Annotated in this window: 20 protein-coding genes; 13 read left to right on the top strand and 7 right to left on the bottom strand. The window is 62.9% G+C overall.

What is annotated here, in order from left to right; all coding sequences use genetic code 11:
• Positions 1–1101: 1101 nt before the first annotated feature.
• From NLM31_RS30530 to NLM31_RS30520, 3 genes are all read left to right on the top strand, one after another.
• Positions 1102–2370 (top strand): CaiB/BaiF CoA-transferase family protein, encoded by a 1269-nt coding sequence (locus tag NLM31_RS30530; protein ID WP_254194712.1) that lies wholly within the window; start codon positions 1102–1104, stop codon positions 2368–2370.
• A 64-nt stretch (positions 2371–2434) separates the two neighbouring features.
• Positions 2435–3664: an acyl-CoA dehydrogenase family protein gene (locus NLM31_RS30525; RefSeq protein WP_254194711.1), complete on the top strand. Its 1230-nt coding sequence runs from the start codon at positions 2435–2437 to the stop codon at positions 3662–3664.
• Positions 3665–3673: 9 nt separating this feature from the next.
• Positions 3674–4237 (top strand): flavin reductase family protein, encoded by a 564-nt coding sequence (locus NLM31_RS30520; protein WP_254194710.1) that lies wholly within the window; start codon positions 3674–3676, stop codon positions 4235–4237.
• Positions 4238–4260: 23 nt separating this feature from the next.
• Here NLM31_RS30520 and NLM31_RS30515 read toward each other — a convergent pair whose 3' ends face one another.
• Positions 4261–5169 carry an NAD(P)-dependent oxidoreductase gene (locus tag NLM31_RS30515; RefSeq protein ID WP_254194709.1) on the bottom strand — a complete coding sequence of 303 codons (909 nt, stop codon included), beginning with the start codon at positions 5167–5169 and terminating at the stop codon, positions 4261–4263.
• 177 nt (positions 5170–5346) lie between these two features.
• On the opposite strand from NLM31_RS30515, the gene NLM31_RS30510 reads away from it, so the two are divergent.
• From NLM31_RS30510 to NLM31_RS30485, 6 genes are all read left to right on the top strand, one after another.
• Entirely contained in the window at positions 5347–6330 is a 984-nt protein-coding gene (locus NLM31_RS30510) for an ABC transporter substrate-binding protein (protein ID WP_254132832.1), read from the top strand.
• Between the two features lie 68 nt (positions 6331–6398).
• The gene (ilvD, locus tag NLM31_RS30505) at positions 6399–8093 is read left to right on the top strand and encodes a dihydroxy-acid dehydratase (protein ID WP_254194708.1); all 1695 of its coding nucleotides are present in this window, start codon (positions 6399–6401) and stop codon (positions 8091–8093) included.
• A gap of 123 nt (positions 8094–8216) precedes the next feature.
• Positions 8217–9062 (top strand): ABC transporter ATP-binding protein, encoded by an 846-nt coding sequence (locus NLM31_RS30500; RefSeq protein ID WP_254194707.1) that lies wholly within the window; start codon positions 8217–8219, stop codon positions 9060–9062.
• Positions 9059–9844 carry an ABC transporter permease gene (locus NLM31_RS30495; protein WP_254194706.1) on the top strand — a complete coding sequence of 262 codons (786 nt, stop codon included), beginning with the start codon at positions 9059–9061 and terminating at the stop codon, positions 9842–9844. Before NLM31_RS30500 ends, NLM31_RS30495 begins: the two co-directional genes overlap by 4 nt.
• A complete protein-coding gene (locus NLM31_RS30490; RefSeq protein ID WP_254194705.1) occupies positions 9841–10608 on the top strand; it encodes an ABC transporter permease in 768 nt (255 codons plus the stop codon). Before NLM31_RS30495 ends, NLM31_RS30490 begins: the two co-directional genes overlap by 4 nt.
• Before the next feature lie 37 nt (positions 10609–10645).
• Positions 10646–11692 (top strand): peptidase M29, encoded by a 1047-nt coding sequence (locus NLM31_RS30485; protein WP_254194704.1) that lies wholly within the window; start codon positions 10646–10648, stop codon positions 11690–11692.
• On the opposite strand, the gene NLM31_RS30480 is transcribed toward NLM31_RS30485, so the two are convergent.
• Genes NLM31_RS30480 through NLM31_RS30460 form a run of 5 tightly spaced genes read right to left on the bottom strand, consistent with a single transcriptional unit; the run spans position 11689 to position 17414 of the window.
• Positions 11689–12681: a 3-hydroxybutyryl-CoA dehydrogenase gene (locus NLM31_RS30480; protein WP_254194703.1), complete on the bottom strand. Its 993-nt coding sequence runs from the start codon at positions 12679–12681 to the stop codon at positions 11689–11691. The two genes, NLM31_RS30485 and NLM31_RS30480, sit on opposite strands and share 4 nt — an antisense overlap.
• 3 nt (positions 12682–12684) lie before the next feature.
• A complete protein-coding gene (locus NLM31_RS30475; protein WP_254194702.1) occupies positions 12685–13773 on the bottom strand; it encodes an NAD/NADP-dependent octopine/nopaline dehydrogenase family protein in 1089 nt (362 codons plus the stop codon).
• Positions 13770–15296, bottom strand: a complete 1527-nt coding sequence (locus NLM31_RS30470; protein ID WP_254194701.1) for a class I adenylate-forming enzyme family protein — start codon at positions 15294–15296, stop codon at positions 13770–13772. Before NLM31_RS30470 ends, NLM31_RS30475 begins: the two co-directional genes overlap by 4 nt.
• Positions 15297–15298: 2 nt before the next feature.
• Positions 15299–16588: an acyl-CoA dehydrogenase family protein gene (locus NLM31_RS30465; RefSeq protein WP_254194700.1), complete on the bottom strand. Its 1290-nt coding sequence runs from the start codon at positions 16586–16588 to the stop codon at positions 15299–15301.
• 7 nt (positions 16589–16595) lie between these two features.
• Positions 16596–17414, bottom strand: a complete 819-nt coding sequence (locus NLM31_RS30460; protein ID WP_254194699.1) for an alpha/beta fold hydrolase — start codon at positions 17412–17414, stop codon at positions 16596–16598.
• A 194-nt stretch (positions 17415–17608) separates the two neighbouring features.
• On the opposite strand from NLM31_RS30460, the gene NLM31_RS30455 reads away from it, so the two are divergent.
• The 4 genes from NLM31_RS30455 (at position 17609) to NLM31_RS30440 (ending at position 22985) form a co-directional block, all read left to right on the top strand.
• On the top strand, positions 17609–18370 hold the full coding sequence (locus NLM31_RS30455; RefSeq protein WP_254132821.1) for an SDR family NAD(P)-dependent oxidoreductase: 762 nt from the start codon (positions 17609–17611) through the stop codon (positions 18368–18370).
• A 26-nt stretch (positions 18371–18396) separates the two neighbouring features.
• A complete protein-coding gene (locus tag NLM31_RS30450; RefSeq protein ID WP_254194698.1) occupies positions 18397–19233 on the top strand; it encodes an enoyl-CoA hydratase family protein in 837 nt (278 codons plus the stop codon).
• A 96-nt stretch (positions 19234–19329) separates the two neighbouring features.
• On the top strand, positions 19330–21681 hold the full coding sequence (locus tag NLM31_RS30445; protein ID WP_254194697.1) for a bifunctional salicylyl-CoA 5-hydroxylase/oxidoreductase: 2352 nt from the start codon (positions 19330–19332) through the stop codon (positions 21679–21681).
• A gap of 53 nt (positions 21682–21734) precedes the next feature.
• Positions 21735–22985 (top strand): flavin-dependent oxidoreductase, encoded by a 1251-nt coding sequence (locus NLM31_RS30440; protein ID WP_254194696.1) that lies wholly within the window; start codon positions 21735–21737, stop codon positions 22983–22985.
• 9 nt (positions 22986–22994) lie between these two features.
• Here the strand turns inward: NLM31_RS30440 and NLM31_RS30435 are convergent, their stop codons facing one another.
• The gene (locus NLM31_RS30435) at positions 22995–23453 is read right to left on the bottom strand and encodes a cupin domain-containing protein (protein WP_194481488.1); all 459 of its coding nucleotides are present in this window, start codon (positions 23451–23453) and stop codon (positions 22995–22997) included.
• Positions 23454–23479 lie beyond the last annotated feature (26 nt).

Genomic DNA, 23479 nt, shown 5'->3' with positions numbered 1-23479 from the left:
CGCCCATAGACATCATTTTGACGTTTGTGTCCGAACTTCCGGATCGTCCATTGATCATGACGGAGGCAGTCTTGAGCAAGCGTAATCGGAGCAGATTCAAGCGGCCAGCTGAATTGATCCGCGCTGAAGCGAAGCCTGATCTCATAGCTACGCGCGATCGACTACGCGGCGGACGCTTGTGTGATCTGAGGAAACGCGCCTGCGGTAGACTCAATTGCGCTTTTAAAGACAAAATCCGTGTGCCGGCCAATGGCGAAATTCATCTCCTCTAAGGCGCCGCCTGTCGCGATGTTTTGATAATCGCCAATTATCGAAAGTTAGGCCAAAGCCTAACTGCAGCGATTGGAATGCGAACGAGACTACTTGCGGCCGGCCCGATGGGAGCCGTCTGGCTCGGCGTGAAGGTCGCGCTGGGCAGGTGAGCTTCCCGTGGTGGTGATGTCTTCGCGTGGCCGGGTTGAGGTCGTTCTGTTCCGATGGGTGTGCCATGCACAAGATTTGGATGGTTGATGCGTTCGACGCTGAGGTTGTCGAGATGTTGGTCGATCTGCATCGATTTACGTTCTTCGATGCGCGACCATGACAGATTTCGATCTCGGGGCGTCGTGGTTTGCCTGCTACTGTGATGTTCTAACCGCCTTCGCCCGCGTCGTACCCCAACCGACGCGCGAAACTAAGTTACCTATCGAGCGTCGGCATCGTGCAACGACATTGGGCAAGAGGACTTCAGCGCAGATTGATGCGGGCCGTCGAAGCGCGGGGGCCGGAGTAGCCGATTGGACAGTATTGTTTCGGACGCAACAGACAGACGCTTCTCTACGAATAATTCATCAGGGCGGGCTATCGGCTGTATGAACCGGAGGTGCCCTGGGCCTGGTCGAATACGCTTTATTGGCAAAGGTCGCTTCGCTGAGTGGGGTTTCCCGTGGTGCGGAAGGTACCGTTCGCAGATGCTTTTGGACCCGGCAGCTTGACCGCTGCCGGGTTCTTTTGCGTATTGAAGCCCTGCTGTTGCAGCACTTGCACAGCCGTCCCCGTCAGGCTTTAAGTTCGCTTGCAGGAAATTCGGCGAGCACAAGCCGATGTAAGGGAGCGCCCAGGATGTCCACCAAGCCTCAATTGCCGGAACGGCCCTCGCGGTCGGGGGGAGGACCAACCGCGCTTGATGGTCTTCTGGTCGTCGATTTCACCCGCGTGGTCGCGGGTCCGGCCTGCACGCAGACGCTCGCGGATTTCGGCGCGCGCGTCATCAAGATCGAGAATCCCGATGGGGGCGACGACACCCGTGCTTATGAACATGCCGACATCGGCGGTGAGAGTGCGGCTTATCTCAGCCTGAACCGCAACAAGAGCGGCATCGCGCTCGATCTCGCCGTGCCGGAGGCGCGCGAGATCGCACTGGATTTGATCCGCAAGGCGGACGTGGTCGTCGAGAACTTTTCCAGCGGGGTCATGAAGAAGTTCGGCCTCGACTACGAGGCTGTTGCGCCGCTCAACCCGCGGCTGGTCTATTGCTCGATCTCCGCTTACGGACGAACCGGACCATTTGCCTCGCGCCCCGGGTTTGATCCTATCACGCAAGCCGAGAGCGGCTTCATGTCGCTCAACGGATTTGCCGATGGTCCGGCGGTTCGGACCGGCCCGCCGATTGTCGACATGGCGACGGGAATGTCGGCCTGCAATGCCATCCTGATGGCACTGATAGCGCGGGATCGACTCGGCCGCGGACAGCATGTCGAGGTCGCGCTGTTCGACGTCGCCATGGGGATGACTGGATTCTACGGCATGGCCTATCTCATCAGCGGCGAGAATCCCGGCCGGTTCGGCAATTCGCCGAGTGGCTCTCCCACTGTCGGTGTCTACGAGGCATCCGACGGTCCGCTCTACATGGCCTGCGCCAATGATCGGCTGTATCGGCGACTGGTGGTCGAGGTGATGAACCGCCCGGATCTCATCAACGAGCCGCAATTCGCCACGCGAAGGGCGCGATCCGAGAACAAGGAGCTGTTGCGCGCAGCCATCGCCGAAGTGTTCGCGAGCGACACGCTCGAGAATTGGATGGCGAAGATGAAGCTGGCCAACATCCCGGTTGGCTATCTCCGGACCGTCGAGGAGGGCTTCAATGCGCCAGAGGCGCGCGAGCGCGCGCGCCTAAGCCGGATCCCGCATCGCACAGCCGAGTGGGTGCCCAATATCGAGCCGCCGATCAATATGAGCCTGACAGCGGCGATAGATCCCGTGGCGGCGCCGCTGCTGGGCCAGCATACCGAGGGCGTCATGCGCGAGACGCTCGGTTACGACGCGGACCGGATTGTGGCTTTGGCCGAAAAAGGGGCATTTGGGTTGCGCAAGGCCACGACGTCCGACTGACCGTTGCACCAGCTTGATTTGGCGAGGTTCCCGCCGCATAAATGCGTCAGAGCGAGGGACACGAATGGTGCCTGGTCAGGAGCCGAACATGGGTCGGTCGGTAGCGACGGATCCCGGCGAACTAGCCTATGCGACGATGATTGCCAAGGCCCAGTCACTCGTGCCGCAATTGCGGGAACGCGCGGCTCGCACCGAGGAACTGCGGCATCTGCCACCGGAAACCGAACACGACCTGCATGATGCCGGCCTGTTTCGGATACTTCAGCCGAGACGCATCGGCGGTTCGGAGCTTGACTACGTCGCCCTGATCGATTGCGCCGAGCTGCTCGGTCGCGCTGATGCGTCGGTCGCCTGGAATCTGGCCAATCTGGCAAGCCACCACTGGATGCTCGGCATGTTCGAGCCGCGCGCGCAGGATCTGGTCTGGGGCCGTGATCCGGACGTTCTGATCGCATCATCGTTCATCTTCCCCGCCGGCCGCGCCAGTAAGGTCGAGGGCGGATACCGGCTGCACGGAAGTTGGCCGTTCTCGTCTGGTGTCGGCTCCTGTGAATGGAACATGCTCGCGAGCGTCGTGTCGTCCGACGACGAGGCTGACGGCATCGAATACCGCATCTTCCTGTTGCCGAAGGCCGATTACAAGATCCTCGACACCTGGAACGTCGCCGGACTGCGCGGCACCGGATCGTCGGATGTCGAAGTCAGGGACGCCTTCGTGCCCGAGCATATGACGGTCGCTGTCCGTGATTTGGCTGGAGGCGCAACGCCCGGAAGCGGTGTGAATCCCAATCCGCTCTACGCGCTGCCGGTGTTCTCACTGTTTCCTTATGTTCTCTCCGGCGTCGCGCTCGGAAATGCGCAGGCGTGCCTCGACGACTATGCGGAGGTCGCACGTCACCGCATATCAACATACAACCGCGCCAAGCTGAGCGACTTCCAAAGCACGCAAATCAAGATCGCGGAGGCTTCCGCCAAGATCGATGCTGCGCGCCTCATCATGCGTGCGGCCTGCATCGAGGCGATGGAGCACGCGCGCGGCAAGCACACGCCCGACATGGCGATCAAGACCAGGTATCGGCGTGATGGGGCATTCTCGGTCAATCTCTGTACGGATGTCGTCTCGATGCTGTTTGCGGCAAGTGGCGCGCGCGGCCTGTTCACGACGGGGGTGTTGCAACGGCAGTTCCGAGATGCGCATGCCATCAATTCGCACCTCGCATTCAATTTCGATGCGGCCGGAACCAACTATGGACGCGTGGCACTCGGCCTGCCGTCCGAGAATCTCACCTTGTGAGGCCGGCCGATGAATGACCAGCCAAAGCAGCCTGCCGCTCCCGATCCAGCCAACGAGTTCGCGAGCGACAGCTCGCAGATTGATCCGCGTGATTTTCGCAATGCGCTCGGCGCGTATGGAACGGGCGTAACGATCATTACAGCCACGGCCGCCGATGGTAAGCCGTATGGCATCACCTGTAATTCATTCGCATCGGTCTCCTTGAATCCTCCCCTCGTGCTCTGGAGCCTTGGAGTTTATTCCTCGAGCTTGAGCGTGTTTCAGAACGCCAGCCATTTCACCGTGCACGTGCTCGGCACAACGCAACAGGCACTTGCCAACAAGTTCGCAAAATCGTCCGAGGATAAGTTCGCCGGCGTCGACTGGGCGCCGGGCCTCGGCAATGCGCCAGTGCTCGCCGAGAGCGTGGCCAATTTCCAGTGCCGGTCCGTTAATCGCTATTATGGCGGCGATCACGTGATCTTTCTCGGTGCGGTCGAGGCCTATGCCTACAACGCAAAGGAGCCGCTGCTGTTTGCGCGGGGCGGATATGGCCGGTTTCTGTCCGACGACGAGCGCAAGAAGTCGCCATAGGGCGATCCACGGACGCTCGTCGGTCAACGGTCCGTGGCCGAGAGCTTGTAGATTTCCAGAGCGTCCGCGTCTGCGCCACGCGCAGCCTTCGCGAGCCTGAAGATCTGTCCGGCGAGGGTCGCCATCGGCACCGGTGTTGACGTTGTCTGGGCAACTTCGGCGACAGTGTCGAGATCCTTCAGCATCGTCGCGATGTGGCCGAGAGGAGGCGAATGAATGCCGTGGACCATGCGCGGCACGAAGAGCTGAAGCGGGATCGAATCCGCAAAGCCGCCGGCGAGCGCCTCAGGCAGCCGGCTTGCATCAATTCCGGCATTCGAGGCAAGGCGCGTTGCCTCTGCGAGCACGGCCATCGCGCAGCCGACGATCACCTGGTTGCAAAGCTTTGTGGTCTGGCCTGCGCCGGTGGGACCCATATGAGTGAACCTGCGCGCCATAGCCAGCACATAGGGCCGTGCCCGCTCGATATCGGAGGCCTCTCCGCCGGCCATGATGGCAAGCGTGCCTTCTTCGGCACCCTTGGTGCCGCCTGACACTGGTGCATCGATCCAGCCTGCGCCGTTCGCAGCTTTTAACCGCGCTGCCAGCTCGCGCGCAGCGTCGGGATGGATCGACGAGAAATCGACCACGAGCTTGCCTGCGCCGGGAGCCGCCGCAAAACCTTCCGGTCCGAAGATCACCTCTTCGACGGCTGCGGCATCCGTCACGCACATGAAGACGATGTCGCAGTTCGCCAACAGGTCACGTGGCGTGCCCGCGCGCTTGGCGCCAGCCTCCACGAGTGGAGCGAGCTTGCCTTCCGAGCGGTTCCAGACGCTGAGGTGATGGCCGGCCTTGAGGAGGCGCCGGGTCATCGGCGTCCCCATCAGTCCCAGGCCGAGATAGCCGAGCCTCTCGACGCCCTGCGGGTTTGCCTTGCTCGCATCAGCCATAGGTTGCCTCCTTCTGTCGCGGCGCAACGCCGCGCGACCGCTGCGCACCATACATAACGCATCCCGTAGCGAAACCGGGTCCGCTTGCATGGCTTGCCTGATTGTTTGAACCATGAAACATTTGAGGTGGTCGGGTTGGGTGGCGTCGGTCGACGCCGGAGCAACGGAGTGGGCACGATGCGGGCAGTTTCGAGGTGGATGCTGGCAGCAGGGGCTGTGGCGGCTATGATCGCCGGTGCGAGCCCCTCATGGGCGCAGCAGACGATCCGCGTGGGTTGGACCATCCCGGCCGAGGAATCCAAATACTGGATGATGCGCAGGCCGGCCGAATTTCCCGATATCGGCAAGACCTATAACATCGAGTGGACCCAGTTTCAGGGTACGGCGCCGATGACGCAGGCGTTGGCGGCTGGTGCGTTGGATTGCGCGACGCAGGCGCCGCTCTCACTCGCGAACGGCGTGGTCGGCGGTAATCTCAAGGCCTACATCGTGGCCCAACACGTCTTCGAGAAACCCGGTGGCTTCTCGGTCTACTGGGCGGTCATGGATGACTCTCCGATCAAGACGATTGCAGACCTCAAGGGCAAGACGGTCGGCATTTCCGTCATCGGCGGCGGCACGCAGGGCCCGTTCAACCTGCTCTTGAAGCAGAACGGCGTCGATCCGGCCAAGGACATCAAGCTGGTCGAGGTCGGTTTTGCCGTCTCCGAGGATGCTCTGCGTCAGGGTCGGGTCGATGCGGTCAACATGAACCAGCCGTTTGCGGCGCGAGCTGAGGCCAAGGGCGGCACGAGAAAACTGTTCTCGCTGTCGCAGGCCATGCCGAACATCGTGCACATCCTTGAAGCTTGCCGTGCCGATTTCGTCGACAAGAACCCGGAATTGGTGAAGGCCTATGTCCGTGACATCACGTCGGGCATGAAAAAGGCACTCGCGAACCGCGAAGAGACGTTGAAGGTCGTCAATGAAGTCTTGAAAGCACCCATCCCGGTGCTCGAGACCTATCTGCTCAAGGACAACGATTTCGGTCGCGATCCCGGCGCGGCGCCGAATTTCCCGGCAATCCAGAAGATGCTCGACATCTATGCGGAAACGGGAATGCTGCCGAAGCTGGATGTTGCTCAGTTCAAGCACCCGACGATCGTCGCGCCACTGCAATAGGTGTTTGCAGGACCATGAGGTCGCAATGTCCCGCCACGTGCGGGACATTGCATGAAGATGATGCAGGCATGAAGAAGTTGCGATCACGGATAACGACCGACGGCCTCGACCGGGCTCCGCACCGTGCGTTCATGCGCGCCATGGGGCTGGACGACGCGGCCATCGCCAAGCCGATGGTGGGCATCGTCAGCATGAAGGGCGAGCAGACGCCCTGCAACATGACCCACGACTTCCAGGTGGCTGCAGCCAAGACCGGGGTCGAGGAGGCCGGCGGCACACCGCGTGAATTCTCGACCATTTCGGTGTCCGACGGCATCAGCATGAATCACGAGGGGATGAAGTTCTCCCTGCTCTCGCGTGAGCTGATTGCCGACTCCATCGAGGCCGTCGTCCATGGTCTCGCCTACGACGCGCTGATCGGATACGGCGGCTGCGACAAGACGCTTCCGGGCGTGATGATGGGCATGGTTCGTTGCAACGTGCCTTCCATCTTCATCTATGGCGGCAGCTCGCTGCCGGGTCGCGTGGATGGACGGACGCTGACCGTCCTCGACTCGTACGAGGCTGTCGGCAGCTTCATGACCGGAGAGATCGACGCCCCGACGCTCGAGCGGATCGAGCGCGCCTGCCTGCCGACCATTGGTGCCTGCGCCGGTCAGTTCACCGCGAACACCATGGGAATGGTATCGGAGGCCATGGGCCTGACCATTCCCAATGTGTCGATGGTGCCCGGCGTCTATGCGGAGCGTGCGCAGATCTCGCGCCACGCAGGGCGGTTGATCATGGAGATGCTCGAACGAGGTGGGCCGCTACCGCGTGACATGGTGACGCGGAAGTCCCTGGAGAATGGAGCCGCAATCGTTGCCGCCACGGGCGGATCGACCAATGCGGCGCTGCATCTGCCTGCGATCGCAAACGAAGCCGGCATTGCGTTCACGATCGATGATGTCGGCGAGGTCTTTGCCAGGACGCCGCTGATCGGAAATCTGCGGCCGGGGGGCAAATACACCGCGAAGGATGTTTACGATATCGGCGGTGCGGCCGTTGTGATCCGCGAGTTGATTCAAAGCGGGCATATCGACGGTAGTTGCCTCACCATCACCGGCCGTACGCTCGCGGAAGAATATGACGCGGCCAACGTGCCCGATGGCGAGGTGGTTTACACGGCGCGCGCGCCGATCATGCCCGACGGCGGTGTCGCGGTTCTCAAGGGCAATCTCTGTCCCGACGGCGCCGTCATCAAAGTCGCCGGCTTGAAGAGCCAGTTCTTTGAGGGCGTAGCGCGCGTCTTCGAGGATGAAGAGGCTTGCGTCGCGGCCGTTCGTGACCGCAGCTACAAGGCTGGCGAGGTCCTCGTGATCCGCAATGAAGGGCCGGTGGGTGGTCCTGGCATGCGCGAGATGCTCGGTGTCACCGCGCTGATCTACGGCCAGGGCATGGGTGAGAAGGTGGCCCTCATTACTGACGGTCGGTTCTCCGGTGCCACGCGTGGCATGTGTATCGGCTATGTCTCTCCAGAAGCATTTGTCGGCGGTCCGCTGGCACTTGTCCGCGATGGAGACAAGATCCGGATTGACGCCGCCGGTCGCCGCATGGACCTGCTGGTCGATGAGCAGGAACTCGCTGCACGCCGACGCGACTGGAAGCAACGCCCGCCGCGTCATCGTGCCGGTGCGCTGGCGAAATATGCGCGTCTTGTCGGCCAGGCACCGGGTGGAGCGGTCACGCATGAGGGACCCGCAGAGTGGCCGTGGTTCGACTAAGAAGTCGCGCGCGCGAAAATGGCGGCCCGTTTGGCAGGTTTCTTGCTAAGCTTGCTCCGCTGATGGAGGACATTCAGCAGGTCGGTTGCGTGACGTTTGCGCGCGAGTGAAGCGAGAGACGGGATGAAGGTAGTGCCTTCGAGATCGAGCGAATGGGTGAGACCGGTGACGTCACAGAAGCCGGCTTCGGCAATCATCGAGATCGACCGCGTCTCGCAGGTTTTCCAGACCTCGGCGCGCAAGGATCATCTTGCGCTGTCTGACATCTCGCTAACGATCGAAGAGGGAGCGTTCGTCTCGATTCTCGGTCCGTCCGGCTGCGGCAAGTCGACGTTGCTTTACATCGTCGGCGGTTTCGTCAGCCCGACCAGCGGCGCGGCGAGAATGAAAGGACAGGCGATCACGGGCCCGGGTCCGGATCGCGGGCCGGTATTCCAGGAGTTTGCGCTGTTCCCGTGGAAGACCGTACTTGGCAACGTGATGTATGGCCCGCGCCAGCAAGGTGTGCGAGCCGTAGAGGCGGAAGCGCAGAGCCGCGCTCTGATCGAAATGGTCGGGCTCAAGGGCTACGAGAATTTCTATCCCAAGGAGCTGTCGGGTGGCATGAAGCAGCGCGTCGCACTGGCCCGGACGCTCGCCTATCATCCAGAAGTCCTGTTGATGGACGAGCCGTTCGGTGCGCTCGATGCTCATACCCGGACGCGTCTCCAGAACGATCTCCTGAATATCTGGGAGCGTGACCGCAAGACGGTGCTGTTCGTCACCCATTCGGTCGACGAAGCCGTCTTCCTCTCGGACAAGGTTGTGATGATGTCGAAGTCTCCGGGCCGCATCCGGGAAATCATCGATATCGATCTGCCGCGGCCGCGGCGTCGCAACGAGCTGCTGCTCGATCCGCGCTACCAGAAATACGTCGTCGACATCGAGCGTATGTTCGATGAAAGCGACGAAGCGGGTTCGCCCTCATGATCTCGCCGTCTGCCATGGCGAAACGTGCCGCGCCAGTGCTGGCCTGCATTGGACTTTTGGCGGTATGGCAGGTCGCGTCGCTTGCGCTGAAGAACGACAGCTTTCCGACGGCTATCGAAGCGATTCGCGCGATCCCGGATATCCTCGGCGATAAGGAATCCCTGATCAACATCCTGGCTTCGCTCCGTCGCATGGCGATCGGGTTCGGCATCGCGGTGCTGGTTTCGATTCCACTGGGCCTGTTGATGGGCCGTAGCCGGGCCGTCGCAGCCTTCTTCAATCCGCTCCTGATGGTGATCTATCCGGTGCCGAAGGCGGCGCTGATGCCGATCATCATGTTGTGGCTCGGCGTCGGTGACATCACCAAGACGTTGGTGATCTTCCTCGGCGTCAGCCTTCCGGTGATCTATCACAGTTTTGAAGGTGCGAAGGCCGTCGAGGAGAAGATGCTGTGGTCGGGCGCGGCGATGGGGCTGTCGCCCTTGCAGCGCCTGGTCCGGATCGTGTTGCCTGCCGCGCTCCCGGAGATCCTCACCGGGTGCCGCACCGGCCTGGTGCTGGCGCTGATTACGATGATCACCAGCGAGATGATCGCACGCCAGTCGGGAGCGGGGAACATCCTGTTCAACGCGCTCGACATGGGCCAATACGATACGGTTTACGCGATGATCATCATCGTCGGCGCCATGGGCATCTGCCTCGATGCGGTCTTCGAGCGCGTCCGCGCAAGACTGGTGCGCTGGTCCGAACCTCAGTTCGACATGCCGTTGAGCTTCTCATGATGTCGCGTTCTCTCTCAGCAAACGTCATCTTTGGGCTCGCGCCAATCGTACTGGTGATTGCGCTGTGGCAAGGCCTGGTATCATTCGGCTTCGCGCCCGCGGTTTTGCTGCCGCCGCCGGGTGCCGTCTTCGGCCGGCTGCTCCAGCAACTCGTGACATGGACCTTCCAGCAGGAGATCGCGGCGACCCTGATCCGGCTGTTCGCAGGTTTTGCGATTGCGGTCGTCCTTGGCGTCGGTATCGGCATCGCGGCTGCTGCCAGTCCGGCGATCAATGCCATCGTCCGGCCGATTGTGCGGGTGCTGGCGCCATTGCCGAAGGTCGCGCTCTATCCGGCCCTGTTGCTGTTGCTCGGCTTCGGCCACGGATCGAAGATCACGCTGGTGGCGGCGGACGCGCTCTTTCCCATTCTGCTGTCCACCTACTACGGGGCTTCAACGGTGGAGCAGAAGCTGATCTGGTCGGCCATGGCGGCGGGAACGCCGCGCTATGAAATCCTGTTCAAGGTCGTCTTGCCGGCGGCGATGCCGTCGATCCTGACGGGGTGCCGGATCGGCCTTGTCATTTCCTGCATCGTGGTGTTTCTGGCCGAGATGATCACGTCGACGGACGGATTGGGCCATGCCCTCGTGACGGCGGCGCGTACCTTCCAGGCCGTCGACATGTTCGTACCGTTGATTACGATCTCGCTGCTGGGGTTGATCTTGAACGGCCTGTTGGGCGCCGTGCGGTCGTACCTCTTGCGGGGCTTCCCCGAAGCGTGACCTGACAAACAAGAAACCAGAAGACCGGGAGTGAACCATGCTGGCTGATCGGATCGAGGCAAAATGGATCGACGCGTTTTGCGAGATCTTTGAGCGTTGCGCCGTCAAGGCCGGTGATACCGCGGCGATTCTCTCGGAGACGCAGTCGCGCGCGTTGAATGTACATCTGGCGGAGCTCGCGCTGTTGCGCATGGGGGCGAAGCCTTTTCATGTCATCATGCCGACGCCACGCAATCGGAACATCGTTCCGGTCCGCTCAACCGGCGCCAGCGAAGCGATCCAAAAGCTGGGGCCGGTCATCACTGCACTTCAGCAAGCCGGCTTCGTGGTGGATTGCACCATCGAAGGCCTGATGCATGCGGTGGAAACGCCCGAAATTCTGAAGGCCGGTGCGCGGATACTCGTGATCTCCAACGAACATCCCGAGGCGCTGGAGCGCATGGTGCCGGACCCGGCGCTGGAGAAGCGCGTTCGCGCAGCGGCCAAAATGCTGCGTGGAACGAAGCGCATGCGGGTCACCTCGAAGGCCGGCACGTCGCTTGATGTCGACATGGTCGGCGCTTCGACGGTCGGCGTGTGGGGCTGGACCGACAAGCCGGGAACGCTGGCGCATTGGCCAGGCGGCATCGTCGTCTGCTTCCCGAAGAGTGGGACGATCAATGGCACGCTGGTGATGGCCCCAGGCGACATCAATCTCACCTTCAAGCGCTACCTGGCGTCGCCGGTGAAGATGACGTTGAAGGACGATTACGTGGTCGAGCTGGAGGGCGAGGGTACGGATGCCGCCATGATGCGCGCCTATCTTGCCGCCTGGGGCGATCGGGAGGCCTATGCGGTGTCGCATGTCGGTTTCGGCATGAACCCGGGTGCGCGCTACGAGGCGTTGTCGATGTACGACCAGCGCGACACCAACGGCACGGAGATCCGCGCCGTCTCCGGCAACTTCCTGTTCTCGACCGGTGCCAATGAATTTGCCGGTCGCTATACTGCCGGCCATTTCGACCTGCCGATGATGGGGACGACCATCGAGCTTGATGGCGTGGCGGTCGTACGGGATGGCATGCTTCAGGACGTTTTTGGCTAGCCGCGGTCGAGCACCGGCGGGCGAGCGAGGTCGAAGTGCCGGAGCAGGTCGACCATGGCCTGGAGCCGCTTTGCGCGATAGGCGTCAACGTCCATGCCTGAATAGTCGAGGAAGCCTGCGCCCGTGCGGAGGCCGATCCGGCCTTCATGCATGTTGCGTGAGATGACGTCCGGCGCCCGATAGCGGTCGCTGCCGAGCGCGCCTTCGAGATAGCGGCTGGCGTAATAGAGAATGTCGCCGCCGCCCCAGTCGATGAATTCGAGCAATCCAAGCACCGCATAGCGGAAGCCGAAGCCGTAGCGGATCGCCTTGTCGATCTCCTCCGCGCTGGCGACACCTTCCTCGACCATGCGCGCGGCCTCGTTCATCGCCAGCGCCTGGATGCGCGGAACGATGAAGCCGGGCGTCGCCGCACAGACGACGGGCACCTTGCCGATGCCTTCGAGCAGCGACTTGACCTCGTCGATGATGGCGGGATCGGTGGCTTTGCCGGGCGACACCTCGACCAGCGGGATCAGATAGGCCGGGTTGAGCCAGTGCACGTTGAGGAAGCGGCGAGGGTTCACGATCGCGCCGGAGAGATCGTCGACCAGGATGGTCGACGTGGTCGATGCGATGATCGTGTCGGGGCCGACCTGTTTTGAAGCCGCTCCCAGCACCTCCCGCTTGAGCTCGACGACCTCAGGAACGCCCTCGAACACTATTCCGGCTTCCGACAGCGCGGCGCTGCTTTGGCTCGCCGGCACCACCGAAACCCGCGCGATCAGCGGATCGACGTCGGTCTCGGTCAGCAGCCCCAGCTTTGCGAGGCTGGTAAAGGTCTTACGGACTTCGCCGAGCGCGTCCGCCTCCAGCCTGGCGAAATCGTCGGCTGAACGGGCCTTGATGTCGATCATCGTGACCGTATGCCCCGCATAGGCGAACGCGACGGCGATACCGCGGCCCATGCGTCCGGCCCCGAGGCAGGCAATGTTGGCGCGACGAGTCATCGGTCAGAATCCTTCGCGAAGCAGCAACTGCAATTCGGCCTTGTGAAGTTTGCCAAGCCCCAGCGTTTCCAGCGTCCGCCCGCCTTGCGCAAAATCCTCGCCGCAGATGGCGCCGCCGATGGCCAGGAAGGCCTTGGCGAGCGGCGCGGCCACGCCCGCGAGCCCCGCAACCGAGACCAGCAGCGATAGCCCAAGCCGCAGATCCTCGCGCATGTAGCGGTGTTCTCTCAGCACGATCCGCTCTCGCCAGTCGCCGGAATCCGTCAGGCGGTCATGCGAGCCACGGCCGTACATCCAGATCTCGCCTTCCTTGGCGTAATGGTGGGCGAGCGGAAAATGCGGTGCGCCATAGCCGAGCGCCTCGCGCACGCCGATCCGCTCGGCGTCGAGTGCGTCAGTCACTCGCCGGATCGCGGCTTGCGTTCCCTCCTTGTGGATGTCCCACCGCTCGAAATGCTCGATCGGGCCGGCGTTCATCACGATTAGCGGCGGGTGGATGATGCAGCCTGCATTCATCAGCGCGCCGGACAGCGCGTCGCCGCACGGCTCGATCACGCCCGGGAAGGCGCGTCCGATCACCTCGAGCGCATGTGACGCCTGGTCGAGCGGGAACACACCGACTGGCAGCCGCTTGGCACGGATGGTGATCGCGACCTCGAATGGCCCGTGCTTGCGGGTGAGCCACGGCAGCGTTCCGGTTTCGGCGAAGCTTGCTTTGGCACGATTGCCGGCGTCGCGCGCGGCCTGCGCGAAGATCATTGAGCCGAATGTCGCGGGTGGCAGAAACACGACTTGGCCATCCCGCAGGTGCGGTGCGAGGAGCCGGGCGATGTCCTGCTGCGCGAAGGCGGGAGCAGGGCACACGATCAGTTCGACCCCGTTGACGGCTTCGGCGATATCGGTCGTCACAAGCGCGAGCTTCACATCGTGCTGCCCGTTGTGATCCTTCACCAGGATGCGTGAGCCAGCGGCGCGATGTGCAGCGACCTGCTCTGCGTCCCGGCGCCACAGCCGGACCTCATGCCCCGACAGCGCAAAGTCGCCTGCGGCCGCGAAAGAGCCGTTTCCCCCACCCAGAACCGCAATCTTCAAGATGCTTCTCCTTGCGCGCGCGACTGCGCATCAATCTGCTTCAGCAAGAAATGCTGGACCTTGCCGAGCGCTGTGCGCGGCATGTCAGCGACGAAGACGATGTCGCGTGGAACCTTGTAGCGGGCGAGCTGCGCCTGAACGTGCGCTCTCAGCTCGTCCGCTTCGAGATGGCAGTCGGCTCGCCGGATGACATAGGCGACGGGGACTTCGTCCCAGCGCGGGTCCGGCCGGCCGATCACGGCGCATTCGCTGACGTCGGGATGCTCGAGCAGCACCCGTTCGACCTCGGCCGGATAGATGTTCTCGCCACCGGAAATGATCAGGTTCTTCTTGCGGTCGCGGACCCAGAAGTAGCCGTCCGCGTCGCACAGGCCGATATCGCCGGTGCGGTACCAGCCGTCGCGCAGCGCTTCGCGTGTGGCGTCGGCATTGCCCCAATATTCGAAGAGGACGTTGGGGCCGCGGACCGCAATCTCGCCCGGCGTGCCCGCCGGCACCTCGTTGCCGGCCTGATCGATCACCTTCGCTTCGCAGCACAGGCCGGCAAGCCCCGTCGATCCGGCGCGCGACAGGTCGCCGCCGAGGCGGGTGTAGACGGCGATGGGGCAAGTTTCCGTCGAGCCGTAAACCTGTAGCACCGGCACGCCGCGCGCGACGAAGCGATCGATCAGGTGCGGCGGTACGATTGTCGAGCCGGTGGCGACGGCCTTCAGCGATGAGAGATCCGTCTTGGCCCAGGCGGGGTGCTCGCTGACGGCCTGGATGATCGCCGGCACCATGACTGTCAGCGTCGGCCGCTCCCGTTCGATGCTGGCGAGCGCCGTGTCGGGCGTGAAGCGGGCGTGAATCGTGACGGTTGCGCCAAGCTGGAGCGCGGCGGTCGTCTGGATGTTGAGCCCGCCGACGTGGAAGAACGGCAACACCGTCAGCACATGATCGTCGGATGTCATGTTGTGCATGTGCTGGCTCATGACGCCGTTCCAGAACAGCGCCTCCTGGCGCAGCACCGCGCCTTTCGGCCGCCCGGTCGTTCCCGACGTGTAGACGATCAGCAGCGGGCAGGAGAGATCGGTGTGCGGATTGCGTCCGCTGCTTCCCTTGCGCGCCAGCAGGCCTTCAAAGGCCATGCCGTGCGGTGGCGCAAAATCGAGGCCGATGCAGGTGGTGCCCGGCGCGAGTTCGGGAAGAATTCCCTCAAATGCCTGCTCGAGCACCAGCACCTTGGCGCCGGCATCGGTGAGGATGAAGAGCTGCTCGGCGACCGCCAGCCGCCAATTCAAGGGCACAAGCATCGCGCCGAGCCGCGCGCATGCATAGAGCAGGACCAGATAGTCCGGCCGATTCAGGCTCAGGATCGCGACGCGGTCGCCTCGGCCGACACCGACTTCCTGCTTCAGGGCTGTTGCCGCCCGTTCGATGCGATCGGCGAACGCAGCATAGCTCAGCCGCTCTCCCTCGAAGGCGATGGCGGTCTTGTCCGGCGAAAACGCCGCGTTGCGATCGATCAGACTGCAGAGGTCCACCGTCAGTCGTCCGTTTCGCCGGCCTCGTACAGCGCCTCGCGACCGATCCGGTCTAGGCAGAGCTCGGCCGTCCAGGGCAGCATCAGTGAGCCGCAGCGGCTGTCACGATAGATGCGCTCGAGCGGCAGCGAGCGGAGCATCGCCTGTCCCCCACAGGTGCGGATCGCAAGCGCGGCGAGTTCATTGGCGCCTTCCATCACCGAATATTGCGCGGCATAGGCGCGCAGGGTCTGCTCCTTGCTTGGATTGGCGCGCGCTTCGGTAACGGCCTGGAACCAGATTGCCTTGATCTGCTCGAGCTTGATTTGCATCTGCGCGACCGCGATCTGCTTGGTCGGGTACATCCGGCGCTTGACCGGAGGCATGCCCGGCACCTCGCCGCGCAGATAGCGCACCGTGAAATCGTAAGAGGCTTGCGCGAGCCCCATATAGGTGGGCGAAAGCGTCAGGAACATATGCGGCCAGCGCATCGCCGCCTGGAAGTAGACGCCGCGCGGCATCAGCGCAGAGTCTTCCGGCACGAATACATCCTTGAACAGCAGCGTCCGCGAGACCGTGCCGCGCATGCCGAGCGGATCCCAGTCGCCGACGACGGAAACACCCGGTGATTTGGCGGAGATCGCGAGGTAAAGCGTATTGCGTCGTGAGGCCTTCTCGCCTTCCTCGATCTCGGTGCAGAGCACGCCGTAATAGTCGGCGTGGCCGGAGAGGGATGCAAAGATCTTCTTGCCGTTGACGATCCAGCCGCCTTCGACAGGCTTCGCTTCCGTGCCGAAGGCAACGCCGCCTGCGGCTGCCGCGCCACCTTCGGAGAATGGTTGCGAATAGATCGCGCCGTCCTCGACGATGCGCTTGTAGTGGACGGCCCGCCGCTTTTCGTGTTCCGCGCGGGTCTCCGCATCCATGTCGAGATCATCTGCCAAAGGGCCCGACCACAGGGTGGAGCAGACATGCATGTTCCAGGTCAGCGCGGTCGCGCCGCAATAGCGGCCGATCTCCGCCGCTGCAAGGGCGTAGGTCTGGTAGTCAGCTCCGAGCCCCCCATGCTTCTTCGGTACGGCGATGCCGAGGAGGCCGACGCGGTGCAGGTCGCGATAATTCTCGGTCGGGAAGATCGCCTCGCGATCGTAAGCCGCCGCACGAGCCGCGAACACGCTCTGGCCGATCTCGCGCGCCCGCGCGATGATCCCGGCTTGTTCGTCGCTCAAGCGGAAAGCCACGGGATCGAAGATCGGCGCATCCAGCGCGACCTTGTCGCTCGTGCCAATGGTCTTGCTGACTTGCATGGTCATGGCGCAGTTACCGGTGTTTTGCAGCAACGGAGTCGACGAAGTTGCCAAGAGCCTTGTCGAAGGCATCGGGCCGCTCGAGGTTGGCGAGATGGCCGACGCCGGGGAGTTCGACATATTCGGCCGAGGGAATGTAAGTTGCCGTTTTTGCCATCATTGGCGCAGGCGCATTGTTGTCTTTCGAACCGGAGAGCAACAGCGTCGGTACGGAAATGTCCTTGAGCGTGCTGCGCTGGTCGAATCCGATCAGGGCCAGCATCATGGCGCGATAGCTCGCTTCGGGTACACTCCCCATGCAATCGCGTGCAAGCTCCATCCCCTTGGGATCGGGTTCGTCGCCGACGAGCTCCTTCACCAGCGACGGCGCCAGCGATTTCATGGTCTCGGCGCGATCGAGTGGACCCAGGCGTGCGGCAATGAACGATTTCTGCCAGTCGCCGTCGGTCTTGCCAAAGGCCGGGCTGGTTTGCGCGAGGACGACAGCGCGCGCGAGTGTCGGCGATTGCACCAGCCATTTCTGGACGATCATGCCGCCGATCGAATGGCCGACCAGAATGGGGCTTGTCGCGCCGATCTGCTCGATGAATTGCTGGAGCGCATCGGCCAGGGCAGCGATGCTGACGCTGGCCAGTGGTGCCGAGCCGCCATAGCCCGGCATGTCCCATGCGATCGCGCGGAAACGGTTGCCGAACGTGGCAAGCTGCTGCCGCCAGGCCCGCGCCGCGCCACCAATGCCATGCAGGAAAACAAGGGGTATCGCTGCCGGATCGCCCGCAGTTTCATAGGCGAAACGTCCGTCCCTTGTTATCATTGGCGCAGGCTGCGACACGCGACATCCTTTTGCTTGGCCCGGCGATGCTAACAGGCCTGCGGGCGATGGGAAGAGATAATTTTATACTTAAAGCAATTTTCGGGCCGCTTCGCGCGCGGGCGTTTGCGTCGCCGATCTGCGCTTTCGTTGCAAAAGTTTGAAGGTTAAAATATATCGGAGGAAGGATCAGCAGATCTCGAGGGAGCCCGCTCATGTCCGCATTGCCGCATTCGCCGCACGCACTGGTGACCGGTGGCGGTCGCGGCATTGGCCGCGCGATCGCAGCGTCCCTTGTCGACGCTGGTGCCACCGTGACGGTGCTCGGTCGGAACGCGGCTACTCTCGAAGAGGCGGTAAGCGCAGGGGCCGCGCATCATGCAGCCGTTGCCGATGTCTCGGACGAGGCTGGGCTGAAGGCGGCTATCTCCGCGGCGCATGCGCGAAAGCCGATCGATATCCTGATCGCAAATGCCGGCAGCGCCGAATCCGCGCCGTTCGCGAAATCGGACAGCGCCCTTTTTGCGCGCATGATGGACGTCAACTTCATGGGCGTTGTCCATGCCGTCCGCGCAGTCCTGCCGGGAATGAAGGATCGCCCCTACGGCCGGGTTATCGCGATTGCATCGACGGCGGGGCTGAAGGGTTACGCCTATGTGAGCGCGTATGCGGCGGCCAAGCACGCTGTGATTGGTCTCGTGCGTTCGCTCGCGCTGGAGATGGCCGGCAGCAACATCACCGTGAATGCGGTCTGCCCGGGCTTTACCGATACCGATCTCGTTGCCGGCAGCATCGACAACATCATGAAGAAGACCGGGCGAACCCGTGAGCAGGCGATCGCCGAGCTCGCAAAACACAATCCGCAAGGACGCCTGATCTCGCCGCAGGAAGTGGCCAATGCCGTGCTTTGGCTGTGCAGCGCGAACGCCAGTGCGATCACGGGGCAGGCGATTGCTGTCGCCGGTGGCGAGATCTAACCGCGCGGAACAAGGAAGGAAATCTCATGAGCAGACCAGCCAATCCCGTCACCGTGCCGCTCGCCGACTATTCACCGCAACACTTCCTGCTGGCGGTGGTCGATGGCGTTGCCACCGTGACACTCAATCGGCCCGAGCGGAAGAATCCGCTAACGTTCGAGAGCTATCGCGAGCTGACGGATTTCTTTCGCGCCTGCGCATTTGACGACGCGGTCAAGTCGATCGTCGTCACCGGCGCCGGCGGCAATTTCTCGTCCGGAGGCGACGTGTTCGAGATCATCGGGCCTTTGGTCAAGATGGACACCAAGGGGCTGACCGCTTTCACGCGGATGACCGGTGACCTCGTCAAGGCGATGCGGGCCTGCCCGCAGCCGATCGTGGCGGCGGTCGAGGGCATCTGCGCCGGCGCCGGCGCGATCATCGCCATGGCATCCGACATGCGGCTCGCCGAGAGCGGAGCCAAGGTCGCGTTCCTGTTCAACAAGGTGGGTCTTGGCGGCTGTGATATGGGCGCCTGTGCGATCCTGCCGCGGATCATCGGTCAGTCCCGCGCCTCCGAGCTTCTGTTCACCGGCCGGTTCATGACCGCGGAGGAGGGCGAGCGCTGGGGGTTCTTCAGCCGCATCGTCACGCCTGAGCAGGTTCTGCCCCAGGCGCAGTTGTTGGCCAAGCAGGTCGCGGAAGGCCCGACCTTCGGCAACACCATGACCAAACGGATGCTGGCCATGGAATGGGCGATGTCGGTGGAGGAAGCGATCGAAGCGGAGGCCGTTGCTCAAGCCCTGTGCATGACGACGGCCGATTTCGAGCGCGCCTTCGAGGCTTTTGCCAACAAGGTCAAGCCAGTCTTCAGGGGCGACTGACCAGCCTTTTCCTGCGAAGGCCTGGAATGGGGACTTGCCAGAAATTATTTTAGGCTTAAAATAGTTTTCATGGCCGGGTGAATTGGCGAGGCTCCCATGAAAGTCGCGATCATCGGTGGTGGACCCGCGGGTCTCTACGCAGCGATCCTGCTCAAGAAACAGCGCCCTGGCGCCGACATCGCTGTCTATGAGCGCAACCGCGCCGACGATACGTTCGGCTTCGGCGTGGTGTTCTCGGATGCCACGCTCGACAATTTCGAAAAGCACGACCTTCCAAGCTATCGTCGCATCACCCAGGAGTTCGCCTATTGGGATGATATCGCCGTGCATTTTCGCGGCACCGTGCATCGGGTCGGGGGCAACGGCTTTTGCGGCTGCTCGCGGCAGAAATTGTTGCTGATCCTGCAGGAGCGCGCGCGAGAGCTCGGTGTCAGCCTGAATTTCGAAGTCGATGTCGAGGACGAGTCGCGCTTTGCCGATGCCGATCTCGTCTTGCTCGCCGACGGCATCAATAGCCGATTCCGCGAGAAGCATGTCGGGCACTTCGAGCCGGAGGTTGACCTCCGCACCAACAAATTTGCCTGGATGGGCTCGACCAGGCCGCTCGATGCCTTCACCTTCATCTTCCAGGAGACGGAGTGGGGACCGTTCATCGCCCACGCTTACCAATATGAAGCGGGCCACTCGACCTGGATCTTCGAGACCGATCCGGAGACGTTCGAGCGCGCGGGACTGACGGGGCTGAACGAGAGCCAATCCGCCACGCGCATGGCCGAGATCTTTGGCTGGTTCCTGGGCGAGCACAAGCTGCTCACCAACCGCTCGATGTGGCGAAATTTCCCGATGATCCGCAGCAAGCGCTGGGTCAAGGACAACATGGTGCTGCTCGGCGACGCCAAGGCCAGCGCGCACTTCTCGATCGGCTCCGGCACCAAGCTCGCGATGGAAGATGCGATCGCGTTGGCCGAAGCGATGGCGAAGGCGCCCGACATCAAAGCTGCGCTGGACGTCTATGAGCATGGTCGCCGCGAAGAGGTTGAGAAGACCCAGCACGCGGCCGACGTCTCGCTGGTCTGGTTCGAGCATGTCGACCGCTTCTGGGATTTCGATCCCGTGCAGTTCGCCTTTGGCGTGATGACGCGCTCGAAGGCGATTACCTACGACAATCTGAAGCTTCGCGCGCCGGATTTCGTCGCCGAGGTCGAGAAGTCCTTCGCCAGGCAAGTGCGCGGCAATGGGTTCGAGGTCAACACCGACAAGCCGATGGTGCCGCTGTTCCAGCCGTTCCGCTTGCGCGAGATGGAGATCGCCAACCGCGCCGTGATGTCGCCGATGTGCATGTATTCGGCGAAGGAAGGTGTTCCCGGTGAGTTCCACCTCGTACATTACGGCTCGCGCGCCATCGGTGGCGCCGGCCTGATCTTCACCGAGATGACCTGTGTCAGCCGCGACGCCCGGATCACACCCGGCTGCGCCGGATTGTGGAATGACGAGCAGGAGGCGGCGTGGCGGCGCATCGTCGATTTCGTCCACGGCAACTCCGCCGCAAAAATCTGCCTGCAAGTCGGCCATTCCGGCCGCAAGGGTGCGACCAAGCTGATGTGGGATGGCATCGACCGTCCGCTGGACGAAGGCGGCTGGGATGTCGTCTCGGCGTCGCCGCTACCCTATTTTCCAGACAGCCAAGTGCCCCGCGAGCTCGACCGCGCCGGCATGAATGCGGTGAAGGGCTCTTTTGTCGCCGCGGCGAAGCGTGGTGAGCGCTGCGGCTTCGATATGCTGGAGCTGCACTGCGCCCACGGCTATCTTCTTGCCAGCTTCATTTCACCGCTGACGAACACCCGCACTGACGCGTATGGCGGTTCGCTTGAAAATCGGCTGCGCTTCCCGCTCGAGATATTTGAGGCACTACGGGCAGTGTGGCCGAGGCACAAGCCGATGTCGGTGCGTATTTCTGCGACCGACTGGGCCGACGGCGGCATTACCGGCGATGATGCGGTGGCCGTCGCGCGCGCCTTTGCCGAGGCCGGTGTCGATCTCGTCGATGTCTCGACCGGGCAAACCGTGCGCGATGCACAGCCGATCTATGGCCGCATGTTCCAGACGCCATTCTCCGACCAGGTCCGCAACGAGGCGCGCGTGGCAACCATGTGCGTCGGAAACATCACGACCGCAGACCAGGCCAATACCATCTTGGCAGCTGGTCGGGCCGACCTCGTCGCGCTCGGGCGGCCGCACCTGGTTGATCCTTTCTTCACCATGAAGGCGGCGGCCTGGTATGGCGCAAACGACGCATTCTGCCCGCCGCAATATCTGCCCGGGAAGGACCAGATTTTCCGCAACAGCGTGCGCGATCGGCAGGATCTCGAGGAGCTGAGAATTAAGGCTAAGCCCAAGACCCGCGCTGAGCTCAAGGCGGAGGCGACAAAGCCGCTTGCGGCGGAGTGACCGCTCGTGCGACGTTAACCCCGTTGCCTGTGTATTGAGTGGAGTTAAGGGCGATGAAGGCGATTATCGTCGGCGGCGGTATCGGTGGTCTCACCACGGCTTTGATGCTGCGGGCCCGCGGCATCGGCTGCGAGATTTTCGAGCAATCGGATACGATCCGCGAACTCGGCGTCGGTATCAATACGCTGCCCCACGCCATGCGTGAGCTTGCCAGTCTCGGCCTGCTGCAAAAGCTCGACGACGTCGCGATCCGCACCGACCAGCTCTATTACCTCAACCGCCATGGCCAGGAGGTCTGGCGCGAAGCCCGCGGCGTCGATGCGGGTCACGACGTGCCGCAGTTCTCGATCCACCGCGGCCGCCTTCAGGGTGTCATCCATCGCGCCGTCGAGGAGCGGCTCGGAGCGGAGGCGATCCACACCGGCTGCCGGCTCGGTGCGTTCACGCAGGACGAGGGCGGCGTCACGGCCTATTTCTTCGATCGTGCCGGCTCGCATATCCACACCGCGCGCGGCGATATTTTGATCGGCGCCGACGGCATCCACTCACGCGTACGCGACACGCTGTTCCCGAACGAAGGGCCGCCGTGTTGGAACGGCCTGATGCTGTGGCGCGGTGCGCGTGACTGGCCGCTGTTCCTCACCGGAAAATCGATGATCGTTGCCGGTGGCCTCAACGCCAAGGTGGTGATTTATCCGATCGCGGAGGGATCGAGCCCGGCGAGCCGTCTTACCAACTGGGCGGTGCTCGTGAAAGTGGGCGAGGGCAATGCGCCGCCGCCGCGGAAGGAAGACTGGTCACGGCCGGGCCGGCGCGAGGAGGTGATGCCGCATGTCGCGCGCTTCTCGGTGCCCTATATCGACGTGAAGAGCCTGATTTCGGCGACGCCGGAGTTTTATGAATATCCGACCTGCGACCGCGATCCGTTGCCCTATTGGTCGTCCGGACGCGTCACCCTGCTCGGCGATGCCGCGCATCCCATGTATCCGGTCGGCTCCAACGGCGCCTCGCAGGCGATCCTCGATGCGCGCTGCCTTGCGGACGCGCTGGTACGCGCCGAGCATCCGCGTCAGGCCCTGATGGAATATGAGAAGAAGCGCCTGCCGATGACGGCGGATATCGTCCGCTCCAACCGGCGCGGCGGGCCCGAGGGCGTCATCGACGCCGTCGAGCAGTTGGCGCCCGACGGCTTTGACAATGTCGACAACGTGCTGAGCTACTCCCAGCGCGAGGCGATCGTGCGTGGTTATGCCACAAAAGCCGGCTTTGCCGCGGTACCCGGCCTCGCGGCGGTGCGCGCCTGACGTGAGCCCTTAGCCGGCGCCCGGCGGCGGCGGCAGGAAGTGGATGTTGAACTCGGCGGCCATCGCCACAACATCCTCGGGCTTCTGCTCCTTCATGTTGTGAAGGCCCCAGAACAGGTCGAACAGCTTTTTGGTCGGCGACACCCAGAACAGCACTTTTGCGGTCTGGTCCGATTTGTTGAAGATGCCGTGCGGCACGCCCATGCCGAGGCGGATCAGATCGCCGGGCGTCGCCTGCGCCTCCGAATTGCCGAGCACGAAGTCGAGCTTGCCCTCCAGCATGTAGAGATATTCGTCCTGGTCGGGATGAATGTGCGGCGGCACGAACGTGCCCGGCGGCAGTGTGGCGTGCCAGGAGAAGCTGTTCTCGGTGTTGCTCTTCGGCACATAGGTCTGGCCGAGGATGTTCCAGGAGATGCCCTGGATCCCCTCGTTAGCCCGCGTGATGCCGGTAATTTCGCTCTTCATTGCAGTCCTCCCTTAACGCGACGCGC

Source organism: Bradyrhizobium sp. CCGUVB4N, from assembly GCF_024199945.1.
Lineage (GTDB): Bacteria > Pseudomonadota > Alphaproteobacteria > Rhizobiales > Xanthobacteraceae > Bradyrhizobium.
Note: the sequence above shows the minus strand (reverse complement) of the source record. Positions and strands in the feature narration are given on the sequence as shown.

Bases quoted from the DNA above. Each gene is read 5' to 3' on its own strand.
- NLM31_RS30530 (WP_254194712.1), top strand. From the start codon at position 1,102: ATGTCCACCAAGCCTCAATTGCCGGAACGGCCCTCGCGGTCGGGGGGA.
- NLM31_RS30525 (WP_254194711.1), top strand. From the start codon at position 2,435: ATGGTGCCTGGTCAGGAGCCGAACATGGGTCGGTCGGTAGCGACGGAT.
- NLM31_RS30520 (WP_254194710.1), top strand. From the start codon at position 3,674: ATGAATGACCAGCCAAAGCAGCCTGCCGCTCCCGATCCAGCCAACGAG.
- NLM31_RS30515 (WP_254194709.1), bottom strand. From the start codon at position 5,169: ATGGCTGATGCGAGCAAGGCAAACCCGCAGGGCGTCGAGAGGCTCGGC.
- NLM31_RS30510 (WP_254132832.1), top strand. From the start codon at position 5,347: ATGCGGGCAGTTTCGAGGTGGATGCTGGCAGCAGGGGCTGTGGCGGCT.
- ilvD (WP_254194708.1), top strand. From the start codon at position 6,399: ATGAAGAAGTTGCGATCACGGATAACGACCGACGGCCTCGACCGGGCT.
- NLM31_RS30500 (WP_254194707.1), top strand. From the start codon at position 8,217: ATGAAGGTAGTGCCTTCGAGATCGAGCGAATGGGTGAGACCGGTGACG.
- NLM31_RS30495 (WP_254194706.1), top strand. From the start codon at position 9,059: ATGATCTCGCCGTCTGCCATGGCGAAACGTGCCGCGCCAGTGCTGGCC.
- NLM31_RS30490 (WP_254194705.1), top strand. From the start codon at position 9,841: ATGATGTCGCGTTCTCTCTCAGCAAACGTCATCTTTGGGCTCGCGCCA.
- NLM31_RS30485 (WP_254194704.1), top strand. From the start codon at position 10,646: ATGCTGGCTGATCGGATCGAGGCAAAATGGATCGACGCGTTTTGCGAG.
- NLM31_RS30480 (WP_254194703.1), bottom strand. From the start codon at position 12,681: ATGACTCGTCGCGCCAACATTGCCTGCCTCGGGGCCGGACGCATGGGC.
- NLM31_RS30465 (WP_254194700.1), bottom strand. From the start codon at position 16,588: ATGACCATGCAAGTCAGCAAGACCATTGGCACGAGCGACAAGGTCGCG.
- NLM31_RS30455 (WP_254132821.1), top strand. From the start codon at position 17,609: ATGTCCGCATTGCCGCATTCGCCGCACGCACTGGTGACCGGTGGCGGT.
- NLM31_RS30450 (WP_254194698.1), top strand. From the start codon at position 18,397: ATGAGCAGACCAGCCAATCCCGTCACCGTGCCGCTCGCCGACTATTCA.
- NLM31_RS30445 (WP_254194697.1), top strand. From the start codon at position 19,330: ATGAAAGTCGCGATCATCGGTGGTGGACCCGCGGGTCTCTACGCAGCG.
- NLM31_RS30440 (WP_254194696.1), top strand. From the start codon at position 21,735: ATGAAGGCGATTATCGTCGGCGGCGGTATCGGTGGTCTCACCACGGCT.
- NLM31_RS30435 (WP_194481488.1), bottom strand. From the start codon at position 23,453: ATGAAGAGCGAAATTACCGGCATCACGCGGGCTAACGAGGGGATCCAG.